General features: G+C 72.9%; 23 protein-coding genes. 10 read left to right on the forward strand and 13 right to left on the reverse strand.

What is annotated here, in order from left to right:
* Positions 1–54: 54 nt before the first annotated feature.
* Entirely contained in the window at positions 55–345 is a 291-nt protein-coding gene (locus ACS5RC_RS16295) for a hypothetical protein (RefSeq protein ID WP_478344932.1), read from the forward strand.
* A gap of 135 nt (positions 346–480) precedes the next feature.
* Here the strand turns inward: ACS5RC_RS16295 and ACS5RC_RS16300 are convergent, their stop codons facing one another.
* Both ACS5RC_RS16300 and ACS5RC_RS16305 read right to left on the reverse strand, forming a co-directional pair.
* Positions 481–1287, reverse strand: a complete 807-nt coding sequence (locus ACS5RC_RS16300) for a DUF302 domain-containing protein (RefSeq protein WP_478344933.1) — start codon at positions 1285–1287, stop codon at positions 481–483.
* Between the two features lie 6 nt (positions 1288–1293).
* Positions 1294–2190, reverse strand: coding sequence for an alpha/beta fold hydrolase (locus ACS5RC_RS16305; RefSeq protein ID WP_478344934.1), 897 nt, complete (start codon positions 2188–2190; stop codon positions 1294–1296).
* A 134-nt stretch (positions 2191–2324) separates the two neighbouring features.
* On the opposite strand from ACS5RC_RS16305, the gene ACS5RC_RS16310 reads away from it, so the two are divergent.
* Together ACS5RC_RS16310 and ACS5RC_RS16315 are read left to right on the forward strand one after the other, a co-directional pair.
* Positions 2325–3278, forward strand: coding sequence for a GlxA family transcriptional regulator (locus tag ACS5RC_RS16310; RefSeq protein ID WP_478344935.1), 954 nt, complete (start codon positions 2325–2327; stop codon positions 3276–3278).
* A 430-nt stretch (positions 3279–3708) separates the two neighbouring features.
* Entirely contained in the window at positions 3709–4047 is a 339-nt protein-coding gene (locus tag ACS5RC_RS16315) for an acyl carrier protein (RefSeq protein ID WP_478344936.1), read from the forward strand.
* Between the two features lie 22 nt (positions 4048–4069).
* On the opposite strand, the gene flbD is transcribed toward ACS5RC_RS16315, so the two are convergent.
* From flbD to ACS5RC_RS16355, 8 genes are all read right to left on the reverse strand, one after another.
* Positions 4070–5434, reverse strand: a complete 1365-nt coding sequence (gene flbD / locus ACS5RC_RS16320; RefSeq protein WP_478344937.1) for a sigma-54-dependent transcriptional regulator FlbD — start codon at positions 5432–5434, stop codon at positions 4070–4072.
* A 119-nt stretch (positions 5435–5553) separates the two neighbouring features.
* A complete protein-coding gene (fliN, locus tag ACS5RC_RS16325; protein WP_478344938.1) occupies positions 5554–5889 on the reverse strand; it encodes a flagellar motor switch protein FliN in 336 nt (111 codons plus the stop codon).
* Positions 5889–6506 (reverse strand): FliH/SctL family protein, encoded by a 618-nt coding sequence (locus ACS5RC_RS16330; protein ID WP_478344939.1) that lies wholly within the window; start codon positions 6504–6506, stop codon positions 5889–5891. Before ACS5RC_RS16330 ends, fliN begins: the two co-directional genes overlap by 1 nt.
* Positions 6503–7492, reverse strand: a complete 990-nt coding sequence (locus ACS5RC_RS16335) for a flagellar motor switch protein FliG (protein WP_478345105.1) — start codon at positions 7490–7492, stop codon at positions 6503–6505. Before ACS5RC_RS16335 ends, ACS5RC_RS16330 begins: the two co-directional genes overlap by 4 nt.
* Positions 7493–7600: 108 nt before the next feature.
* Entirely contained in the window at positions 7601–9217 is a 1617-nt protein-coding gene (fliF, locus tag ACS5RC_RS16340) for a flagellar basal-body MS-ring/collar protein FliF (RefSeq protein WP_478344940.1), read from the reverse strand.
* Positions 9218–9425: 208 nt separating this feature from the next.
* Positions 9426–9701 (reverse strand): CtrA inhibitor SciP, encoded by a 276-nt coding sequence (gene sciP, locus ACS5RC_RS16345; RefSeq protein ID WP_142585083.1) that lies wholly within the window; start codon positions 9699–9701, stop codon positions 9426–9428.
* Between the two features lie 182 nt (positions 9702–9883).
* Complete coding sequence (locus tag ACS5RC_RS16350) at positions 9884–10567, reverse strand: flagellar hook assembly protein FlgD (RefSeq protein WP_478344941.1); 684 nt, start codon at positions 10565–10567, stop codon at positions 9884–9886.
* A gap of 283 nt (positions 10568–10850) precedes the next feature.
* Positions 10851–12410 carry a flagellar hook-length control protein FliK gene (locus tag ACS5RC_RS16355; protein WP_478344942.1) on the reverse strand — a complete coding sequence of 520 codons (1560 nt, stop codon included), beginning with the start codon at positions 12408–12410 and terminating at the stop codon, positions 10851–10853.
* A 265-nt stretch (positions 12411–12675) separates the two neighbouring features.
* On the opposite strand from ACS5RC_RS16355, the gene mnmA reads away from it, so the two are divergent.
* The 4 genes from mnmA to ACS5RC_RS16375 all read left to right on the forward strand — a co-directional run bounded on the left by mnmA (position 12676) and on the right by ACS5RC_RS16375 (position 17351).
* Positions 12676–13893, forward strand: coding sequence for a tRNA 2-thiouridine(34) synthase MnmA (gene mnmA, locus ACS5RC_RS16360; protein ID WP_478344943.1), 1218 nt, complete (start codon positions 12676–12678; stop codon positions 13891–13893).
* A 28-nt stretch (positions 13894–13921) separates the two neighbouring features.
* Positions 13922–14575: a class I SAM-dependent methyltransferase gene (locus ACS5RC_RS16365; protein WP_478344944.1), complete on the forward strand. Its 654-nt coding sequence runs from the start codon at positions 13922–13924 to the stop codon at positions 14573–14575.
* 60 nt (positions 14576–14635) lie between these two features.
* Entirely contained in the window at positions 14636–15460 is an 825-nt protein-coding gene (locus ACS5RC_RS16370; RefSeq protein ID WP_478344945.1) for a TVP38/TMEM64 family protein, read from the forward strand.
* Between the two features lie 406 nt (positions 15461–15866).
* Positions 15867–17351, forward strand: a complete 1485-nt coding sequence (locus ACS5RC_RS16375; protein ID WP_478344946.1) for a sensor histidine kinase — start codon at positions 15867–15869, stop codon at positions 17349–17351.
* 202 nt (positions 17352–17553) lie between these two features.
* On the opposite strand, the gene bioB is transcribed toward ACS5RC_RS16375, so the two are convergent.
* The 3 genes from bioB to ACS5RC_RS16390 all read right to left on the reverse strand — a co-directional run bounded on the left by bioB (position 17554) and on the right by ACS5RC_RS16390 (position 20453).
* Positions 17554–18594, reverse strand: a complete 1041-nt coding sequence (gene bioB, locus ACS5RC_RS16380; protein ID WP_478344947.1) for a biotin synthase BioB — start codon at positions 18592–18594, stop codon at positions 17554–17556.
* A 109-nt stretch (positions 18595–18703) separates the two neighbouring features.
* Positions 18704–19135 (reverse strand): DUF1036 domain-containing protein, encoded by a 432-nt coding sequence (locus ACS5RC_RS16385; protein ID WP_478344948.1) that lies wholly within the window; start codon positions 19133–19135, stop codon positions 18704–18706.
* A gap of 10 nt (positions 19136–19145) precedes the next feature.
* Entirely contained in the window at positions 19146–20453 is a 1308-nt protein-coding gene (locus tag ACS5RC_RS16390; protein WP_478344949.1) for a glycerate kinase type-2 family protein, read from the reverse strand.
* A 215-nt stretch (positions 20454–20668) separates the two neighbouring features.
* Here ACS5RC_RS16390 and ACS5RC_RS16395 point away from each other — a divergent pair, with 215 nt between their 5' ends.
* The 3 genes from ACS5RC_RS16395 to ACS5RC_RS16405 all read left to right on the forward strand — a co-directional run bounded on the left by ACS5RC_RS16395 (position 20669) and on the right by ACS5RC_RS16405 (position 22238).
* Positions 20669–21460, forward strand: coding sequence for an N-formylglutamate amidohydrolase (locus tag ACS5RC_RS16395; RefSeq protein WP_478344950.1), 792 nt, complete (start codon positions 20669–20671; stop codon positions 21458–21460).
* A gap of 58 nt (positions 21461–21518) precedes the next feature.
* Positions 21519–21836, forward strand: a complete 318-nt coding sequence (locus tag ACS5RC_RS16400; protein ID WP_478344951.1) for a DUF1244 domain-containing protein — start codon at positions 21519–21521, stop codon at positions 21834–21836.
* 138 nt (positions 21837–21974) lie between these two features.
* Entirely contained in the window at positions 21975–22238 is a 264-nt protein-coding gene (locus tag ACS5RC_RS16405; protein WP_478345106.1) for a DUF2312 domain-containing protein, read from the forward strand.
* The last annotated feature ends 45 nt before the right edge of the window (positions 22239–22283 follow it).

The following is a 22283-nucleotide window of genomic DNA, read 5'->3' on the forward strand; positions in this document are numbered from 1 at the left end:
CGCAGCGGGATCCGGCGGGCCGCCGGACGGGGAGCGGGACGACGACGATTGGCCATGGCGGATTTCTCGGAGCTCGTCGCGCAGGCGGTGAAGCCGACGATGACGCGCCCGGAGCGGGAGGCGGTCTACGAGATCGTGCGGGAGGCGGTGCGACGCCTTCAGGAGCGCGAGGGGCTGTCAGCGGCCGATACCCGGCTCGCCCTGCAGAACCATCTCGTCGAGGAGACCATCCGGGACGTCGAGGCGGACGTGGCGCGCACGGAGGCGATGCGCAAGCTCGACGAGGCGCTCGTCGCCCAGGCCAAGGCCTATAGCGAGAGCACCCAGGGCCGCGGTCGGGGCTGAGCCGGATCCGGCCCGGGGCGGCGCCCCCTCGCGAAGGATCGCGGCGGCGGACGGGGACCGTCGGAGGTCCGGAGGCGATCCCCCGCGACGGTCGGACAAAGGAATCGCCGCTTCGCCCGACCCGCGCCTCGCATCTCAGGTTGATGCGGTCACCAGCACGGCCCGCAAGCGGCTGTCCAGTTCGCCCGCCACCGCATCGACCTCCGGATCGCCGAATTGGCCGAAACTGGTCGTCGGACGGTCGTACTCGAAGGCCACCCGTCCGTCCCGGTCCTCGCTGAGGAGCACCCGGATCGGAGCGTAGAGCGCGGCCGACAGGCGATGGCGCGTCATCCGCGAGGCGGTGAGCGGGTTGCCGATATCGTACTGGATCGCCCGGCGCTGCAGTCCGGCGATCTGCAGCAACTGGCCGTGGTTTCGCGTGCCGAAAATCGAGAGGGGCGCCTGCATCTCCAGGAGATCGCGGGCCGCATCCACCTGCCCGGCGGCCAGACGCTGAACATAGGCACCGTCGAGTGGGGGCAGCGCGGCCTCCAGGGCCGCCCGCACCGCCTCGAACGGCTTGGCGGACCGGATCGTGACGTGCTCGATCGTGACGCGGACGACCGATATTGCGGGGTTCTTCATCGCGCTGTCCGCTCCTCCGGGGGAAGGCTCAGCGCCGTGGGCGCCGGGGCCGGCAAGCATGAGGGCTCCGCTGCCGACCATCAGGGCGCGGCGGGACGGAACGTCGGGCGCTCGACGGGTCGGCGCCTCGTTCGGGAGCGGTTCGGCACACGGCCGCCCGCGCGAGGCTTCGAAACGCGGCGCCGGAGCGCTCGCCGCGTCGGGATGTCGCCGCGACGGCGCCGGATCCGATGACCGCGCGGATCGGGGGACGGGCGCGACTTTGGAAATATCGGTCATATCTCGGTCATCGACGCTCAGGCCTTTCTCGGTCATCGACCCTCAGGCCTTGGCCCCGGAGACGATGATGTCGGCCCAGTTCTGCGGGCGCTCAAGCGCGCTGAAATGCCCGGTCTTCGCGAGGGTGATCACCGTCGGCGACGGCACGGCGCTCTCGACGCCGGTGCGATCCCGAGCCGTCGACCAGTCCTCGTCGCCCCAGACGAGCGTGACGGGCGCGGTGATCGAGCGGTAGCGGGGGCGGGCCGCGACGAAGCTCGGAAGGGCCTTCAGGAGGCGTCTCGCGGCCACGCTGTAGCCGGGGCGGCCGCCGACCCGGGCATATTCGTCCAGGAGGTCGGCGGGCAGGCGGCGCGGGTCGTGGAAGCCCCCGCTCATGATGCCGCCGGTGATGGCCCGGTTCTCCAGCGCCGCGAAGACGGGGCCGACGACCGGTGCCCGCACGCTCTTGATGATGAGGGAGGCCAGGAGGTTCGACCGCTCCAGGCCCGGCAGGTAATCGTAGGTGTTGAAGGCGAAGACCCGCGCGATCCGGTCGCCGAGTTCCGCGGCGAGCGACAGCGACAGCGTCGCGCCGATGGACTCGCCCGCGAGGATCGGCCGCTCGAGCCCGAGATCGGCGATGAACGCTCTCAACGCGGCCCGGAGGGTGGGTTCGTCCTTCGGACGCTCCGGCCTCAGGTCCGACCATCCGAAACCCGGAAGGTCGAGCGCGTAGACGGTGAAATGCGGCGCCAGCAGCGGGATCACGCGCTGGAACAGATCGAGTTGCGTGCGCACGGTGTGGGTCAGCACGAGGTCCGGTCCCGTGCCCGCGCGGAGGTACCGAATGCGGGTCCCGTCCTGCAGGGCCGTGAAGGCGATGTCGGCTTCGGGCAGCCAGCAGCGCGTGTAGCGCTCGGCGTCCGGGTCGGCTGAGGCGATGGCGCGAGCATTCATGGCGGCGAGGGTCCTGAGGGACGGGGCGGCTGGAGGACCTGCCCACCCCTGTCGTTCTGGAACCTAGACGCCCAATGCCGTATCCCATATGTCGAAGATCCACCTTATTCGGACATCCGCCGCAGGGGTCTGCCGTGCCGAGCATCGGTGTCGTTCTCTTCCCCGGCTTCCAGATCATGAACCTGGCGCCCCTGACGGTCTTCGAACTCGCCAACGCGGAGGTCGGCCACGCCTTCTACGGCGTGTCGTTCCTGTCCGAGCACGGCGGTGCGATCACGACCTCCATCGGGATGACCATCGAGACGGCCCCCTTCGCCGGCCGGCGCCCCGACACGCTCATCGTCGTGGGATCGCTGACGGTCGGTCCATCGGCCCCCGGCCTCGTCGCGCAGGTGCGCGCGGCGGCCGGCTCGGCACGGCGGGTCGCCGCGACCTGCACGGGGGCGTTTCTCCTGGCCGAGGCCGGTCTGCTCGACGGCAGGAGGGCTGCCACCCACTGGGCCCACGCGCGCCAGCTTCAGCGGCTCCATCCCTCGGTCCAGGTGGACGACGACCGCATCTTCATCGCGGACGGCAACGTCTGGACGTCGGCCGGGATGACGGCCGGAATCGATCTGGCGCTCGCGCTGGTCGAGGACGATCTCGGGCCCGAGATGGCGAAGGGCATCGCCCGGAAGCTCGTCGTCTATCATCGCCGGACGGGCGGCCAGTCGCAATTCTCCGCCTTGCTCGAGCTTCAGCCGCGATCCGACCGGGTGCAGAAGGTTCTGGCCTACGCCCGGAGCCATCTGAGGAACGCCCTCTCCGTCGAGGAGCTCGCGGAAGCCGCCCGTCTGAGCCCGCGGCAATTCAGCCGCGTCTTCCGCGAGGAGACCGGCCAATCCCCCGCGAAGGCCGTCGAGAACCTCCGGTTGGACGCTGCCCGGACGATGCTGGAAGATGGCCGGCATGCGTTGGACACCGTCGCCCGGGAGACGGGCTTCGTCGACCGTGAGCGGATGAGGCGGGCGTTCCTTCGGGCATTCGGCCAGCCGCCCCAGGTCATCAGGCGCCATGCGCGTCACCGCGAGGCCTCCGACGCCGCCTGAGCGTCGGGTCGGGACGGCGCGCAGGGACGCCCGCGCTCGCAGGGCCGCAGCGGCGTTCCTGCCCATGCGCTCTCGACGGGTCGGGCACGTGCGTCTGGCGGCGGGAGGCCCCGACGCCGGCCGGCAGGCCCGAAAGGGGGCGCGAGGCGCGGCCCGGTTGCCCCCGCGAGCGGCCCTCCCGCGCTCAGGCTGGGTGGGGCCCGGGACCCGGTTTCACCGGCCATGCCCCCGCGAGGCGGCGCGGAGGAGGGCCGTCGCGCCGACGGGCCGCGCCGCGGCGGACAGGTCGCGATCCGGTCTTAACCTGTTAACGATGCGGCCCGGATCCTTATTTACCCTGCGCCCGGAAAACAGTTAGCGAGCCGATAACAGATCTTCCCGCCGAAGTCCAAAATCGGCACTGTTCTCCCGACGGCTCGGGAGAGAGATCATGATGATGCAGGCGATGACGGACGACGCCCAGGGGGATGCGCAGGGGGATGCGGTCGAGGCGGGACTGCTCGGCATCCTGCGCAAGAACCTCAGGGTCGAGGGCTCGGGCTGGAGCGCGGCCACCACCATGGACGAGGCGCAGATCGACTCGTTCGATCTCGTGGAGCTGGTCTTCGAGATCGAGGACCATTTCGGCGTCGAGGTGCAGTTCAACGCCAATTCCGGCCCGATGGGCGAGATCACCTTCGGCGACGTCGTGGCCATGATCCGCGCCGCCCTGGCGGCGAAGGCGGCCGGGCGCGCGGCCGTCCCGGCGGAGATGGCCGCGGCCTCCTGAGACCGGGTCCGCAGATCCCGGATCAGCCGTAGGCCGCCAGGGCGCGGGCGCTGCCCGGCTCGGCCACCTCCAGCCCCGCATCCACATACTCGTTGAGCTTGTTGCGCAGCGTCCGGATCGAGATGCCGAGGATCCGGGCCGCGTGGGTCCGGTTGCCGAGGCAATGGTCGAGGGTGTCGAGGATGAGGTCGCGCTCGACCTCCGCCACGGTCCGCCCGACCAGGCCCCGGGTCGCGGCCTCGGCCACCTGCGCGGCCCGCGTCGCCGGGCTCTCGGTCGGCGCGATCGCGTCGCCCTCCGGCGTCATGATCGCCTCGGCGCCGATCTCGGGGCCGCTCGCCAGCAGCACCGCCCGGTGCAGGGTGTTCTCGAGTTCGCGGACGTTGCCGCGCCAGGGATTCTTCAGGACGAGCGCGCGCGCCTCGGCCCCGAGCGGGCGCACCGGCACGCCGTTCACCTCGGCGTATTTGCGGGCGAAGTGGCCGGCGAGCTCCAGGATGTCGGCGGGGCGCTCGCGCAGGGCCGGCAGGCGCAGGTGGACCACGTTGAGGCGGTAGAACAGGTCCTCGCGGAAGGTGCCCTTGCGGACCTCCTCGGCGAGGTTGCGGTTCGAGGTGGCGAGCACCCGGATGTCGACCTTGACCGGCGCGGTGCCGCCGACCCGGTCGATCACCCGCTCCTGCAGGGCGCGCAGCAGCTTCGACTGGAGCCGCACGTCCATCTCTGAGATCTCGTCGAGCAGCAGCGTCCCGCCGCTCGCCTCCTCGAACCGGCCGATCCGGCGCGCCACCGCCCCGGTGAAGGCGCCCTTCTCGTGGCCGAACAGCTCGGATTCGAGCAGCGCCTCGGGGATCGCCGCGCAATTGACCGAGACGAAGGGCTTGTGCGTCCGGTTCGACTTGGCGTGGACGTGGCGGGCGAGCACCTCCTTGCCGGTGCCGCTCTCGCCCGTGATCAGGATCGAGGCCTCCGAGCGGGCGACCTGCTCGGCGAGGCGCACCACCCGCTCCATCGCCGGGTCGCGCCAGACGAAGGCGCGCCCGTCGGCCGCCACCGCCTCCAGCACCGCGGCGATCAGGTCCGGGTCGGGGGGGAGGGGGATGTACTCCTTGGCCCCCGCCTGGATCGCCGCCACCGCGCTGCGGGCGTCGGCGGCGACGCCGCAGGCGACCACGGGGGTGCGGATCCGCTCCTCGGCCAGGGCGGAGACGAGGGAGCGGATGTCGAGGGCGACATCGATCATGATGAGGTCGGCGCCCCGCGCGCGCAGCACGGAGAGGCCCTGCGGCACGCCGTCCGCCTGGGTCACCGCCGCGCCGCGGCTCATCGCGATCTTCGAGGCCGTGATCAGCTCCCCGTTCAGCCGTCCGATCATCAAGAGCCGCATCGTGGGCACTCCGTTGCCTTCGGGGCCCGCGCGGGCCGGTCATCCGCGCGGGGCGCGCGCGGGTCGGTCATCCGCGCGGGACGCGCGGGCTGGTCCTCATCGTGAGCGGGTCGCCCCGCTCAGTGCTCGCTCTTGACGATCTCGGTCATGGTGACGCCGAGGCGCTCGTCGACGAGCACCACCTCGCCGCGGGCGACGAGGCGGTTGTTGACGAAGATGTCGATCGCCTCGCCGACCTTGCGGTCGAGCTCGAGCACCGTGCCGGGCCCGAGGCGCAGGAGGTCGCCGATCGGCATGCGGGCGGCGCCGAGCACCGCCGAGACCATCACCGGCACGTCGAAGAGCTGCTCGAGGTCGGCGGCGGTCTTGGGCGTCGTCGGCGCGTCGCGGATCGAGGCGGCCTCGAAGCCGGGATCGTGCTCGCCGAGCTGGGGCAGGCTGAAATCGTCGGACATCAGGGACTCGCGGGTTCGGGATGGTCGAGGCCGAGGCTCGCCAGCACGGCGGCCTCGATGCGGGCGCGCTCGCGCACGACGCCACCGTCGGCCCACTCGATGCGGGCGTCGCCCGGGGCGAGGTCGGGATCGCCGAGGACGACGAGGCGGCCCTCGTAGCCGCGCTCGCGGGCGAGTCGGCGCATCAGGGCCTCGGTCTCCTCGACGAGGCCGTCCTGCACCCGCACCGCGAGGTGGGGCACCCCGCGCAGGTGCTGCAGGGCGCTGCGGGCGGCCTCGCCGATCACCGCGAGGGGCCCGGCGTCGAGGGCCTCGCCCGCGATGCGCCGGGCGATCAGCACCGCGACCTCGACGGCCTGGGCCTCGCGCTCGGCGTCGCGGGCGTCGGCCTGGGCCATCAGGCCGGCGACCGAGAGGCTGAGCCGGGTCATGGCGTCGGCGAGCCGCGCCTGGAGCTGCGCCTCGGCCTGGGCCCGCCCCTCGGCGCGGCCCGCCTCCAGGCCGCGGGCCAGCGCGGCGGCCTCGGCGCGCGCGGCCTCCTCGGCCGCCCGCTGGGCCGCCGGGTTGGATTTCGGCGCGCGGAAATCGGTCTCGAACAGGAAGGGCTTGGCGCTCAATAGACCAGCTCCTCCTCGGCGCTGTTCTTGGCGATCATGATCTCGCCCTTCTCGGCGAGGTCCTTGGCGGTCTCGGTCATCTTGGCCTGGGCCTCGTCGACCTCCTTCAGGCGGATCGGCCCGAGCGAGGTCATCTCGTCGTTGAGGTTCTTGGCCGCGCGCGTCGACATCTGCGCCATGAAGAAGGCCCGCACCCGCTCGTTGGCGCCCTTCAGCGCCCGGCACAGCGTCTCGTTGTCGACCCGGCGCATCAGGGTCTGGACGCTGCCCGGATCGAGCTTCAGCAGATCCTCGAAGGTGAACATCAGCTCGCGGATGCGCTTGGCCGAGCCGCGGTTGGCCTGGTCGAGGGCGGCGAGGAAGCGCCCTTCCGTCTGGCGGTCGAAGGCGTTGAACACGTCGGCCATCATCTCGTGGGCGTCGCGGCGCGACGTCTGGGCGATGGTCGAGACGAACTCGACGCGCAGCGTCTCCTCGATGTGGCGCAGGGCCTCCTTCTGCACCGTCTCCATGCGCAGCATCCGGCTGAGCACGTCGATGGCGAATTCCTCGGGCAGGATGGTGAGCACCTTGGCGGCGTAGTCCGAGCGCACCTTGGAGAGCACCACCGCCACCGTCTGCGGGTACTCGTTGCGCAGGAAGGCGGCGAGGATCTCGGGATCCACCTGGGCGATCGAGGCCCAGACGCGCTTGCCCGAGGCGCCCTTGATCTCAGCCATGATCGCCGACACCTGCTCGGTCGGAAAGATCTTGAGGAGGAGCGATTCGGTGCGCTCGTAGTTCGAGCTGATGCCGCCGCTGTTGGAGAGGCGCGAGACGAAGTCGATGATCAGCTTCTCGACGGTCTCGGCCTCGAGCGAGCCGAGCTGCACCATCGCGTGGCTGACCTTCTTGACCTCCTCCTCCTCCAGGAGCTGCCAGATCGGCGCGCCTTCGGTCTCGCCGAGCAGCAGCAGCAGGGCCGCGGCGCGCTGGACGCCCGGCATCGACGCGAAGGCGCTGCCGCTCGCGCCCTGCAGCGCGCTGCTCAACCCCGCCAGTCCCCCGCCCAAAGCCACCTGTGAGGCTCCCGCCGCCATCGTCCCCGCTCCTCCTCAGCCTTCCTGGATCCAGTTGCGCAGCACCTCGGCGGTCTCGCTCGGGCTCGCCCGCACCATGTCGACCACCCGCTGCACCGTCTCGGCCTGCACCTGGCCGTTGATCTTGGCGAATTCCATCAGCCGCGCCGCCGGGTTGTCGGTGCTGATGGTGAGCACCGTCCCGCCCGGGCCCGCCACCGCCGTCGCGCCGTCCGCCACCGCGGCCGATTCCGGCGGGGCGTCCGCCTCGAGCACCCGACGCAGGAGCGGGCGCACCACGGCGAGCAGCACAACCAGGGTGAGCAGCGCCAGCACGGCGAGCTCGACGAGGCGCAGCACGTCCTCCTTCGTCGGCGCCAGCAGCGACTGGATCAGGCCGGGCTCGGCGAATTCGGGCGCCGCGGGCGCCTCGGCGAAGCGCAGGTTGACCACCTCGATCTGGTCGCCCCGCCCCTTGTCGAAGCCGACGGCGCTGCGCACCAGCGCGGAGATCCGCTCGATCTCGACCGCCGGCCGCGGGCTGTAGACCGGCTTCCCGTCGGGGCCGGCCGCGTAGGTGCCGTCGACCAGGACGGCGACCGAGAGCCGCTTGATCCGCCCGCCCTCGACGACCTCGGTCTTGGTGACGCGCGAGATCTCGTAGTTCGTGGTCTCCTCGTTCTTGTTGGTCTGGTCCTTCTGCGGGGGGGCCTTGCCCTCCTGGTTGGCGCCCGGAAGCTCGGTGCCGACGCTGACCGCGCCCTCGGCGCCGCCGGTCAGCGAGGATTCGGTGCGGGTCTGGTTCGAGCGCACCACCCGGCTCTCGGGATCGAAGGTCTCGGAGCGGCTCTCGATCCGGTTGGTGTCGAGCTGGGCCGAGACCTGGACCCGGGCGCGGCCCTGGCCGACGATGCCGGCGACGATCTCCTCGATCTGCTGGCGCAGGCGGCGCTCCGTCCCGACCTGGCGATCGTCGAACTCCGTGCCCGGCTCGCCCTCGCCGCCCCGGGCCCCGTCGGCGAGCAGGCGCCCGCGCTCGTCCACGATCGAGACACGCTCCGGCTTCAGCCCCTCGACGGAGGAGGCCGCGAGGTGCCGGATCGCCCGGACCTGGCTCGGGTCGAGGTCGCCCATCAGCTTCAGCACGATCGCCGCGGAGGGGGCTTCGCGGTCGCGCTCGAACAGGCGGCGCTCCGGCATGACGAGGTGGACGCGGGCCGCCTGGACCCGGCCGATCGCCCGGATCGAGCGGGCGAGCTCGCCCTCGAGGGCCCGCAGGTGGTTCACGTTCTGGACGAAGTTGGTGGAGGAGAACGCGTCGCCCTTGTCGAAGATCTCGTAGCCGACGCCGGCCTGGCTCGGCAGGCCCTTGCCGGCGAGGTCCATGCGCAGGCGGGCGAGGTCGGCGCGGGGCGCCATCACGGTCTGGCCGGCATCGCCCTTGGTCTCGTAGCGGATGCCGCGCGCGTCGAGGTCGCGGATCACGGCGGCCGAATCCTGCATCGACAGGTCGGCGAAGAGCACGCCCATGTCGGGCCGCGACACCCGCATGATGATGAAGGCGAAGAAGCCGATCAGCGTCAGAGTCACCGCGGCCATCGCGGCAAGCCGCGCCGGTCCGAGCTTCTGGACGAGATCGAGGACCGGCTTCACGCGAACGCGCCCACTGCACAGCGGACCCGGCCATCGGGTCGCCCGGCAAGTTTTGCCGGGTGCGTGGTTAGCGGGGAGTTAATGCGGCCCCGACCGCCGGCCCCGCCACGCGAAACGCCGCGCTCCGGGCGGGGCGCGGCGTCGGCCGTCTTCGAGAGGCTGCGAGGCGCGGCGGATCGCAACGGCCCCGGCTCCGTTCATCGCCCGGTCAGTGCCGGTAGTGCTGGATGCGCGTCGTGCGCAGGCCGGCGAGCCCGTGCTGGTCGATGGAGAACTGCCAGCTCAGGAATTCCTCGGTGGTGAGGGTGTAGCGCTTGCACGCCTCCTCCAGGCTCAGCAGCCCGCCGCGGACCGCGGCCACCACCTCGGCCTTGCGGCGGATGACCCATCGGCGGGTCGACGGGGGCGGGAGATCCGCGATGGTCAGGGGGCTGCCGTCGGGCCCGATCACGTACTTCACTCTCGGGCGGTGCGGTTCGGTCATGATACGCTCTACACTCGACTGACCTGTCGAGTTCGAAAGGTAGTTGCGCCCGCTTAAAAGATGTTGAAGCGGGCAGATCGGATTTGATTCGCTCTCGCCGGCCCTGTTCATAGAATCTCCCGCCGCGTCGCCCCAACATCCTGGCTGCGCACGTCTTTTTGGGTCCAGAGAGGGCCCGCGGCCTAGTTCGACGCTGTGGACAACCCGATCGTCTGCACGCTCGCCAGGGGCACGCGCTGGCTTCCGATCAGCAGAACGGGGGCGCTCCCGCTGAGATCGACCTCGTCGACCGTGCCGGACACGCTGGTATCCACGGAGACGCTGGCACCGGTGGCGTCCTGCGCGGCGATCTTCAGCGTGTAGGTCCCGGCGGGCGCCGACAGGCCGGCGGAGGTCTTGCCGTTCCAGCTGAAGTTCTGGTTGCCGGCCGTCAGCGCGGTGGTCTGGGTGCCGACGACGGTGCCGGCCGCGTTCAGGATCGTGACCATCGCCTTGGGCGCGGCACGGGTCGCGTTGAGGCTCCAGGTCGCCGTGCCGCCCGCGGTGAGGTCGGCGCTCGCGCCGTCCGCGGTGATCGCCTTGCCGATGAAGCTCGTCGCGGTGGAGGAGCTCGCCGCCTTGGAGCTCGTCAGGATGCTGTCGAGCCGGTCGTTGGTCTTGAGCTGCTGCTCGACCGAGGCGAACTGGACCAGCTGCTGGGTGAACTGGTTGGTGTCCATCGGATCGAGGGGATTCTGGTTCTTCAGCTGGGTCGTCAGCAGGGTCAGGAACTGCTGGAAGTTGCCCGCGATCTCCGTGCCGGAGGCCGCGCTGCTGGAGCTGGTGCTGCCCGCCGTGCTGGCGAGGCTCGCGATGCCCGATGTCATGGCGGTGTCTCCTGTGGCGCCCACAAGGCGCCGGATTGTTCGGACTGGCAGGGTGTTGCGGGGAAGACTTCGTGCAGGGCTTCAGGCGGATCGGGTTAATCCGGGATCTGAGGCTCCGCGGCTATCACATTGTCGCAAAATGTTTTTTCGTCGGGCATCCATAACTCCCCCCGATCCGCCGATTCCGAAGCGAGGGCGACGGAAATCCGGCGCCGCACCGGATCGAAACCCGGCGGGCCGAGGCCGATCCTGAATCGATCTCCGGCGCTCCGTCCGCATCGCCTCAGATCCGGATATCGAGGCCGCCGTACCCGCGCAGGCTGCGCAGGGGCGCGGCCTCCGCGGACTCGGCCTGATCGTGCGCCCAGGCGGCGCTCCCGCGCGGCTGCCCGCCGCGCCCGGACGGGTCCTGGCTCGCGCCGCCGCCGCCATCCCCGCGCAGCGACAGGTTGATCCCGCTCTCGGACGGATCGAGACCCGCCTGGGTCAGGGCCTGCTGCAGGCTGCCCGCGTCGCGCTGCAGCATCGCCAGGGTGTCGGGCCGGTCGACCACCAGATGCGTCGTCACCGTGCCGCGGGCCTTGTCGATCTCGAGCTTCACGTCGATGCGGCCGAGCTCGCCCGGATCGAGCCGGATCTCGAACTGGCTCGATCCCGCGAGCGAGCGCAGCCCGATGGTCATCGGAACCTGCCCGAGCGGCACCGGGGGCGGGGGCGGTGCCGCCCCGGCCGCCGCGTGGGCCGGTCCGGCGGATTGGGCGGGGCCGGGGGATTGCGTCGCGGCGGCCGCCTTGGCGCCGGCCGGATCGGTCGGCGGGGCGAGTGCCTGGAGCGGATCGGGCAGGGCGGCCGGCGCGCCGTCCGCGACCGGAACGGCGCCGGGATCGCCGCCGTCGGAGGCGCGGCCCTTGTCCCGGAGCAGCGCGGCGAAGCTCTCGGCCGGGCCGGGCGAAGCCGCCGCCTCCGTGCCGCCCGGGGCGGCCGTGGTGCCGGTGCTCCCGGCCGCGCTCGCTTGAACGCCCGGAGCGGCGCCTGCGGCCGCGGCGGAGATCCCTCCCGGTCCCCGGATAGCGGCCGGTTGCGCGGTGGCCGCCTGGGCCGGCTTGGCGCCCGGATTCGGGCCCGCGCCCAGGGCCTGCTCGGGATCCGGGGACGGACCGGCATCCGGCGGCGCGTCGGGGGCCGGGCCGGCATGCGTCGGCGCGACGAGGGCGGCGAGGATCGTCGGCACGATTGCGGCGGACGGGTCGGTCGCCGCGGGCTCGTCCGGCTCCTGAGACCCGGCCTTCTGGGACGCGTCCTCCTGGGGCCGGGCCTCGTCGCCGGCCGCCGCCGCCAGGGCCGTCAGGCCCGCGGCATCCGTGCGCCCGGCCACGCCGTCCGCGAGCGCGGCGGCTCGGCCGCCCTCGGCCGGGCGCGGCGCGGCAGCCGGGGCGGGAGCGTCGGCCGCGGCGGATCCGGCAGCGGATTTGGCAGTGGACTTGGCAGCGGCAGGACCCTGCGGCTGGCCGGGTCGGGACGGCCGGGCGGATCCGTGCGACGGATCGGGCCGCTGCGGCGTCGACGCGGCTCTGCGGGCCGCCGCGGCCCGATCGGCCGTCGCCTCGTCCCGCGCCGCCTGCGCCGAGGCGGCCTCGCGGGAGGCGCCCGTGGAATCCTGCGCGCGCCCGGCAGATGTTTGTCCGGCCGCGACGGGCCGCGCATCCGCGCTACGGACCGCGCTCAGCAGGCTGCCGAAGCCGCTGGCGCCGGGGAGAACCGGGTTCCTGGCCGCGAGCCGGGCGGGGCTCGCCGCGGCTTCGGTCCGGTCCTTCGAGGCGAGTTCCATGCGTGCGCGCTCCATCGGGGCGAACCGAGCAAGGGCCGAGCCACGCAATCCGATCGCCTAAGCGTCTGATCTGGCGCGACAATCCCGGATCCAGCGGAGGCCGGCAGGCGGGCGCCGGAAAGCCTTGCCGCGGCGGGGCGGCAGGTTTTGCCGGGTCGCGCCGCCCGGGATCGGCCGGAGCCGGAGCGGATCGGGCTCGAACCCTGGAAAGTGCGGGCGCCAATCGCTATAGAATGCCCCGGGTGGCCCGACCCGAACCCGGCGGCCGCCGGATCCGGCCATGAATTCCCTCGACACGCACGCGCCCGCCCACTCCCTCGGCCTGCCCAATTCCCTGGGCCTGCCCAAGCCGCCGCGCGAGACCCGCGTCGTCGTCGCCATGTCGGGCGGCGTCGATTCCTCCGTGGTCGCGGGCCTGCTGGCGCGGGAGGGCTACGACGTCGTCGGCGTCACGCTCCAGCTCTACGATCACGGGCAGGCGACCCATCGCAAGGGCGCCTGCTGCGCCGGCCAGGACATCCACGACGCCCGCGCGGCGGCGGCCCATCTCGGCATCCCGCACTACGTCCTCGACTACGAGGACCGCTTCCGCGACGCGGTGATCGACCGCTTCGCCGAGAGCTACCTCGCGGGCGAGACCCCGATCCCCTGCGTCGAGTGCAACCGCTCGATCAAGTTCCGCGACCTGCTGGGCCTCGCCCGCGACCTCGACGCCGACGCCCTCGCCACCGGCCACTACGTGGCGAGCCGGCCCCTGCCCGAGGATCCGACGCGGCGCGGCCTCTACCGCGCCCTCGATCCGGCCCGCGACCAGAGCTACTTCCTCTACGCGACCACGCCGGCGCAGCTCGACTACCTGCGTTTCCCGCTGGGGGAGCTGGGGAAGGACGAGACCCGGCGTCTGGCGCGCGACCTCGGCCTCGCGATCGCCGAGAAGCCCGACAGCCAGGACATCTGCTTCGTGCCGCAGGGCCGCTACAGCGACGTGATCGCCCGCCTGCGGCCGGACGCGGCCCGCCCCGGCGAGGTGGTCGACCTCGACGGACGGGTGCTGGGGCGCCACGAGGGCATCATCCACTACACCGTCGGCCAGCGCCGGGGCCTGAAGCTCGCGGTCGGCGAGCCGCTCTACGTGGTCCGGCTCGAGCCCGACTCGGCCCGGGTGGTGGTGGGGCCGCGCAGCGCCCTCGCCACCGGCCGCATCCGCCTCACCGACCTGAACTGGCTCGGCTCCGACCCGGTCGAGAGCCTCCCCGACACGGCGCCCGAGGGCCTGCCCGTCGCGGTGCGGGTGCGCTCCACCCGCGAGCCGCGCCCGGCGCTGCTGCATTACCGGGCCGGCCGGCCCGAGATCGAGCTCGCCACGCCCGAGGACGGGGTCTCGCCCGGCCAGGCCTGCGTCATCTACGCCGACGAGGGCCCGCGGGCGCGGGTGCTCGGCGGCGGCACCATCGCCCGCGTCGACGCGTTGTCGGCGCGCCCCGCCCGGGCCGCGTGATCCGGGCCCAACAGGACGATTCCCGACGATGTTGAGTGAGCCGCAGGCAGCGGGCCCCAGCACGGCCCTGATGCGCAAGGCCTATGCCCGCTGGGCGCCCGTCTACGACGTGATCTACGACAAGCTGACGGAGCCGGCCGCGCGCGCCGCCGTCCGGGCCGCCGCCGCCTGCGGCCCGCGCATCCTCGAGGCCGGCGTCGGCACCGGCCTCTCGCTCGGCTACTACCCGGCGGGCAGCTTCGTCTGCGGCGTCGACCTGTCGGAGGACATGCTGCGGCGCGCCCGCGGCAAGGTGCGGCGGCGCGGGCTCGCCCATGTGCGCGGCCTGCAGGTGATGGACGTCTGCCATCTCGGCTACGCCGATGCGAGCTTCGACGCGGTGGTGGCGCAGTTCCTGATCACCCTGGTGCCCGACCCGGAAGCCGCGCTCTCGGAGTTCCTGCGGGTGGTGCGGCCCGGCGGCGAGATCGTGCTGGCCAACCATTTCGGCCAGACGGAGGGGCCGGTCGCCCGGGTCGAGGAGATCGTGGCGCCGCTCTGTACCAAGATCGGCTGGTCGTCGGATTTCAAGGCGACCCGGATCGAGGCCTGGGCGCGGGCCAACGGCGTCACCTTCCTGGGCGTCGCCCCGACCTTCCCGGGCGGCTTCTTCAAGATCCTGCGCATGCGCAAGCCCGCGTGAGCGGGCCCATGCCGAAGGGGAACCCTGCGTGAGCGGGTCCGTGTCAAGGCGGACGCCCGCGTGAGCGGGCCGGTGCCGCCGCCGGACCACGGCCCGGGCGGATCCGAGCCGGCCGCGCGGCAGGGCCGCCTGCGGCGTGCGCTGCGCTTTCTGCCCCTCGTGCTGCTGGTCGGCGTGTCGCTCGCCGTCCTGGTCTCGGGCGCGGCCCATCTCGTCAGCCTCGACGTCCTGCTCGCGTCGCGGGCCTGGCTGCACGGCTTCGTCGCGGCCGGACCCGGTCGGGCCCTGATGGCGGCCTATCTCGTCTATGTCGGGGCCGTCGTCGTCTCCGTGCCGGCGACCCTGATGCTGACCATGATCTGCGGCTTCCTGTTCGGGATCGTCACCGGCGGCCTCGTCGCGGTCGCCGCCGCGACCACGGGGGCGGCCATCGTGTTCTCGATCGGCCGGGGGCCGGGCGCCGACCTCCTGACGCGCGCGGCCGGCCCGCGGCTCCAGGCCTTCGCCGAGGGCTTCCGGCGCGATGCCTTCGGGTACATCGCCTTCCTGCGCCTGCTGCCGCTGTTCCCGTTCTGGATGACGAACCTCGCGCCCGCGGCCTTCGGCGTGCCGCTGCGCACCTTCGTGGGCGCCACCGCGCTCGGCCTGTTGCCGGGCGCCTTCGTGTACGCGGCGACGGGTGCGGGCATCGAGGACGTGGTCGCCGCCCACGAGGCCGCCAAGGCCGCCTGCCAGGCCGCGTCGGAGATCGGCTGCGGCGAGGTGCTGACGCTGCGCGCCCTGGTGACGCCCAAGATGGTGCTCGGCCTCGGCGCCCTGGCGGCCTTCGCGCTGCTCTCGGTGCTCCTGAAGCGGGTCTTCGCGCGCCGCTCCGCGCGCGCCTGAACCGCGGCCGACGGGGCAGGGGGCGCGTTATACTAAAGTACAAGACGCCTCGGGGACAGTATAGCACCCCTTCGGCCCCGCCGGCCCGCGGGTCCGGGGCTGGAGAGGCGGAAACACGCCGGCATCCTGCCCCGCCCGTACAGGCGCGACGCCAGATCTCGCGGCGGACAGATTTGCAGGCCGGATACGGGATAGGAAATACAACTTCCAGTTATTGACCATCTGCCTGCCGCGTCTCTATCCATCCTTGCCAATTCCGGCCCGTGGAAGTGTCGGGTCTCGACGGATGCCGCGTGCTCAGGCTAGGACAGCGGGAGCCGCGCCCGGGCGAGCCCGGGAACGCGATGCAGCGCGGGCCGTACCCGCGTCAGCCGAGGCCCGATGCAAGGCCCGATGCAAGGCCCCGATGAGTGTGCGTGCGGGAACGGACGAGGGACTGGCGGGACCGGCCGATACCGCCGCCGCGACCGTGCGTCCGGGCCTCGCCCGGCATCTCGGCCTCTCGACGCGGCTGTTCCTCGTCACGGTCGCCTTCGTGGCCCTGGCCGAGGTGCTGATCTACGTGCCGGCGGTCACCAATTACCGCCTGTCGTGGCTCTCCGACCGGATCGCGGCGGCGCAGATCGCCGCGTTGGTGCTCGACGCGAGCCAGGGCCAGCCGGTGCCGGACGACCTCGCGCGCCACCTGCTGGTGGGCGTCGGCGCGCGGGCGATCGCGGTGCGGGGGGGCGAGACCCGGCGCCTGCTCTCGATCGATCCCGTCCCCGAGCGTGTCGCCGACATGGTGGATCTGCGCCACGTCACGATCTGGGAGGCGGCGTGGGGCGCGTGGCGCACCCTCGTCGCCCCGGCGGACGCGCCGATCCGGGTGGTCGGCCACGGACGCGACGGCTTCGATCTCGTCGAGATCCTGATCGACGAGGCGCCGTTGCGCGCGGCCATGGTGGATTTCGCGCTGCGGCTCCTCTTCTCGTCGCTCATCGTGGCGGCGGCAGCGGCCGGGCTCGTCTTCGTGGTGCTGCGCTTCGTCATCGTGCGGCCGATGCGCCAGCTCGCCCGGACCATCACGGCCTTCGCGGACGACCCCGAGGGCGTCGACCGGATCATCGGGCCGTCCCGGCGCACGGACGAGATCGGGCTGGCCGAGACGGCCCTCGCCCGCATGGCCCGCGCGCTGGCCGATCAGCTCCGCGAGAAGCAGCGCCTGGCCGAGCTCGGCCTCTCGGTGAGCAAGATCAATCACGAATTGCGCAACATGCTGACCGGCGCGCAGCTCCTCGGCGACCGCCTGGAGGGCACCGCCGACCCGACGGTGCAGCGGGTGGCCCCGCGCCTCGTCGCCACCCTCGACCGGGCGATCCGCTTCTGCGAGGCCACGCTCGCCTACGGGCGCGCCAGCGAGCCGCCGCCGGCCCGGCGCCGGGTCGCCCTGGTCCCCTTGCTCGCGGAGCTGCGGGACCTCGCATCCCTGGCGGCCGACGGCCGCGTCTCGATCCGGGTGGAGGCGGATCAGGATCTCGAGGCCCATGTCGATCCCGAGCAATTGCTGCGGGCGCTGGCCAACCTCGTGCGCAACGCGGTGCAGGCGCTGGAATCCGGCGGCGTCGCGAGCCCGGAAGTGCGGGTCAGCGCCCGCCGCGACGGGCAGGGCGGACCGGACGGCGTGACGATCCTGGTCGCCGACAACGGCCCCGGCCTCTCGGACAAGGCCCGCGCCCATCTCTTCGCCCCGTTCAAGGGCTCGACCCGGGCGGGCGGCACCGGCCTCGGCCTCGCCGTCGCCTCGGAGCTCGTGCGCCTGAACGGCGGCTCGCTCAGCCTCGATGCGGGGACGCGGGGCGCCTGCTTCCGGATCACCCTTCCGGAGGCGACGGATTGCCCGATCGGCTAGGGCCGCTCCCGATCGCAGCGCGGCACGGCTCAAGACTCTCGGCGGGGTGCGTTTCCTGGCCGAACCGGCCGCCCCTTCGAGGATGGACCCCTGCGGCTCGGGAAACGCGCGCGTCCCCCGATCCAAGGATCCCGGGACGGGCTCCGGGGCAGGGCTGCCGCGACGGCCGGTCCGGGCGGCGTGCCGGGATCGGCTCCGCGCCCTATTCCGCGGCGGCCAGGACCGGCTCGGCCACCCGGATGCCGATGTCGCGCAGGAGCGCGGCGTCGTCGTCGGCCTCGTTGTTGGCGGTGGTGAGCAGGCGCTCGCCGTAGAAGATCGAGTTGGCGCCGGCCAGGAAGCAGAGGATCTGCGCCTCGCGGGTCAGGCTCTTGCGGCCGGCGCTGAGCCGGACGCGGGCCCGGGGCATCACGATGCGGGCGGTGGCGCACATCCGCACGAGTTCGAGCGGGTCGACGGCGGGGCGGTCCTCGAGCGGCGTGCCGGGCACGGCGACGAGGGCGTTGATCGGCACGCTCTCGGGATGCGGCGCGTGGTTGGCCAGCACCTGCAGCATCGCCGCCCGGTCGGTGACCCCCTCGCCCATCCCGACGATGCCGCCGCAGCAGACGCCGATCCCGGCCTCGCGCACGTTCTCCAGCGTGCGCAGGCGCTCGTCGTAGGTGCGCGTCGAGATGATGTCGCCGTAGAAATCCGGCCCGGTGTCGAGATTGTGGTTGTAGGAGGTGAGCCCCGCCTCGGCGAGGCGCCGCGCCTGGTCGGCGCTCAGCATGCCGAGGGTGACGCAGGCCTCCATCCCCATTCCGCGCACGCCGCGCACCATGGCGAGCACCGCGTCGAAATCCGGCCCATCCTTCGGCTGGCGCCACGCGGCGCCCATGCAGAAGCGGTGCGCGCCGTTGGCCTTGGCGGCGGCGGCCTCCCTGAGCACCGCCTCGACCGGCATCAGGCGCTCGCGCGCCATCCCGGTGCCCTTGTGATGGGCCGATTGCGGGCAATAGGCGCAATCCTCGGGGCAGCCGCCGGTCTTGATCGAGAGCAGCGCGGCGCGCTGGATGTCGGCCGGGTCGTTGTGCATCCGGTGCACGACGCCCGCGCGGTGCACGAGATCGAGCAGCGGCAGATCGTGGATCGCCCGGATCTCCGCGACGCTCCAATCGTGCCGGATCGCACCGACCGGGTGGGACGACGCGGCCGGGAACGACGCGGCCTCGGGCGACAGGGGGGCGTGGGTCTCGCTCATGCGACCTTTGAGTGGGATCGGAGCGGAAAAATCAAGCCGTGCCGCGCGCGGGAGCGCAAAACGCCCCGCGGTCCCGGGATCGTCGCCCGGGCCGGTCCCGGCCGCTCCGTCAGGGCTGGGGCGCCACCGGCTGGTTCGGGTCGGTGAGCTGGATCGTCCAGCTCTTCTGCTCGCCCGTATCGACCTCGAAGAAGCCGTTGCGGTCGTAGCCCCGAGCCAGGCAATCCTCGACGCCCCGGATGGTGAACTCGGCGTCGCGGGTGCACATCAGCGAGCGCCCGCTCCATTCGCCGCCGCGCGTGTAGTCCACCGCGAAGACGTAGTAGAACCGGGCCGCGAGCGCCCCGCGCAGCAGGGTCTCGCAGCCCTTGGGAGCGAGATCCCACCAGCCCTCCGTGACCCAGCCCTGCGGGTCACGGTAGCCCAGCGCGATGCCGACCTTGCTGGGCGTGAGGTTGCACAGGCGCAGGTCCGCCCGCGCGGGCGCGGCGGCGAGGAGCGCGCCCGCGAGGATCAGCCCGGCGAGGGCGCCGCGCCGCATTCCGCGCGGATCAATCGACGAGGATGATGCGGCAATCGTTGACATTGGTGCGCGTGGGGCCTGGCCGGACGAGGTCGCCGATGGTCTCGAAGAAGCGGGTCGAGTCGTTGTCGGCGAGCATCGCGGCCGGATCGAGGCCGGCCGCGCGCGCCCGCGCCAGGGTGGTCTCGTCCGCGAGGCCGCCGGCCGGGTCGGTCGCCTCGCCGCGACCGCCATCGGTGCCGTCGGTGTCGGCGGCGATGCCGCGGATGCCGGGCGCGCCGTCGAGGGCGATGGCGAGCGCCAGGGCGTATTCCTGGTTCGGCCCGCCGTGGCCCTCGCCCCGGATGGTCACGGTGAGCTCGCCCCCCGAGATCAGCGCCACCTTGCGCCCCTCGGACCGGGCCTGCTTGGCCAGGGCGGCGTGCTCGGCCGCGACCTCGCGGGCCTCGCCCTCGAGATCGGCGCCGAGCATCACCGGCTCGTAGCCGGCCTCGCGCGCGGCGGCGGCGGCGGCCTCCAGCGCGTCGATCGGCCGGGCGATGATGCGGTACTCGGCCCGGGCGAAGGCCGGATCGCCGGCCTTCGGGGTCTCGTTGTTCGGGTCGTCCAGCAGGCGGCGGGCCGCCTCGGGCAGCGGGATGCCGCGGCGCTCGCAGATGGCGCGGGCCTGGGCGAGCGTCGAGGGATCGGGCACCGTCGGCCCCGAGGCGATCACCGCCGGGTCGTCGAAGGGCACGTCGGAGATCGCGAGCGTCAGGATCGAGCGGGCGTTGCGGGCCGCGAGGGCGAGGCGCCCGCCCTTGATGCGCGAGAGGTGCTTGCGCACGGTGTTGATCTCGCCGATCGGCGCGCCCGAGCGCAGCAGCGCGCGGGTGATCGACTGCTTCTCGACCAGCGTGAGGTCGCCGGCCGGCGCGATCCAGTTGGCCGAGCCGCCGCCCGAGAGCAGGACGAGCACCTCGTCCTCGGGGCCGGCCTCGGTGGCAATGCGCAGCGCCTCGCGGGTCGCGGCGATGCCGGCCTCGTCCGGCACCGGATGGCCGGCCTCGACCATGCGGATGCCGGGCGCCTCCTGCCCGTAGCCGTGGCGCGCCACCGCGAGGCCGAGGATGCGCGCCTCCGGCACCCCGTGCTCCTCGCGGTAGAACCGGCTCGCCACCGCCGCCATGCTGCCGCCGGCCTTGCCCGCGCCGAGGATGATCAGCCGGCCGGGCGCCGGGAGCGGCAGGTGCTGGCGCAGGCACTTCTCCGGATGGGCCGCGGCGATGCCCGCGTCGAGGAGGCGGGCGAGCAGGGCGCGGGCGTCGCGGAGGGAGGGATCGATGGCGGCGGTCATGGGGATCCTCGGGGCTCCTCGCGGGGACGTGTCCTCTCGTGCATTCCTCGCCTTCTCGCGGCGACGGGCCCGTTTCTTGCCGTGAGCGCACGATCCTTGATACGTGCTTGCCCGAGCCGCGCCCGGACGGCAAGGCCCAGCTTTCGCCCGTCTCGCCCCCCCTGCGCCCCGGGCCGATCCGCCCGAGGGCGGCCCTCAAGGAACCGACCGGCCCCGTGACCGCACCCGCCCGTCCCGACCTCCCGGCCTCCGGCGCGGATCCCGCCCCGCACCCCGTGGAGCTCCGCCCCGGCGATCCCGGCTGCGGGCTGATCCTCGTCTGCGATCACGCCTCGAACCACGTTCCGGACGACATCGCCCTCGGCCTGCCCGAGGCGGAATTCGGGCGCCATATCGCCTACGACATCGGCGCCGCGGGGGTGACGCGCCGGCTCGCGGACCTGCTCGGCGCCCCGGCGATCCTGACGCATTTCTCGCGGCTGATCATCGACCCGAACCGCGGGCGCGCCGACCCGACGCTGGTGATGCGCCTCTCGGACGGCGCCGTGGTGCCGGGCAACGCCCGCATCGACGCGGCCGGCAAGCAGGCGCGCATCGCCCGGTTCTACGCGCCCTTCGACCACGCCATCGACGCGGCGGTGGCGGCGGCCGAGGCCGCGGGCGTCGCGCCCATGCTCCTGACCATGCACAGCTTCACGCCCTATTGGCGCGGCATCGCCCGGCCCTGGCAGGTCGGCATCCTGTACGATCGCGACGAGCGCCTGAGCCGCCCGCTGATCACCGCGCTCCAGGCCGACCCGGCCGGCCTGACGGTGGGGGACAACGAGCCCTACGGCGGCGGCCTGCCGGGCGACACCATCGATCGCCACGCCACGGCGCGGGGGCTCGCCAACGCCCTCGTGGAGATCCGCCAGGACCTCATCGCCGGGAAGGAGGGACAGGCGGACTGGGCGGAGCGCTTCGCCCGCATCCTGGCGCCCCTGCTGCCCGCGGCCCGCGGCGCTTGACGCGGGCCGCGCGGGCACCGACCTCAGTCGGGCGCACCCATCCCACAGGCAGGGCCCCATGACCGAGATCGACCCGCAGACCCGGACCGAGCTGGAGGCCGCGGCGTTCCGGCGCCTCGTCGCGCATCTGCGCGCGCGCACGGACGTGCAGAACATCGACCTGATGAACCTGGCGGGTTTCTGCCGCAACTGTCTGTCGAACTGGCTCAAGGACGCGGCGGACGCGCGCGGACTGCCGATGAGCAAGGACGAGAGCCGCGAGCAGATCTACGGCATGCCCTACGAGACCTGGAAGGCGCAGCACCAGACCGAGGCGAGCCCGGGGCAGCAGGCGGCCTTCGCGCAGCAGGCGCCCCCCGGCGCGCACGGCGCCTGAGCGGCCCGCGCGCCGGGCCGGGAAAGCTTCCGGTAACGTCGTTCGGCTACCACGAGGGCGAGGGTGCGCGGCTCCGGGGCCGCGCGGCGCCGAGGCGTGACCGAGAAGGCGACGAGGATTTCCATGAACGCGCACGCGATGCCGAAGGCCGGCGACGTCTCCTCCTCCGAGGGCGTCGCCGCGGACGAACTCCGTCAGTTCATCGAGCGGATCGAGCGCCTGGAAGAGGAGAAGGCGGGCATCGCCGGGGACATCAAGGAGGTCTTCGCGGAACTGAAGGGCCGCGGCTTCGACTCCAAGGCCGTCCGGCAGATCATCCGCATCCGCAAGAAGGACCACAGCGAGCGCCAGGAGGAAGAGGCGATCCTCGAGCTCTACATGCAGGCCCTCGGCATGGCGTAGCCCGGTCTCGCCCGGGCACGGGCAGGACGCGGATCGCCGCAACGA

It is taken from the genome of Methylobacterium sp. HJ2 (genome assembly GCF_056431005.1).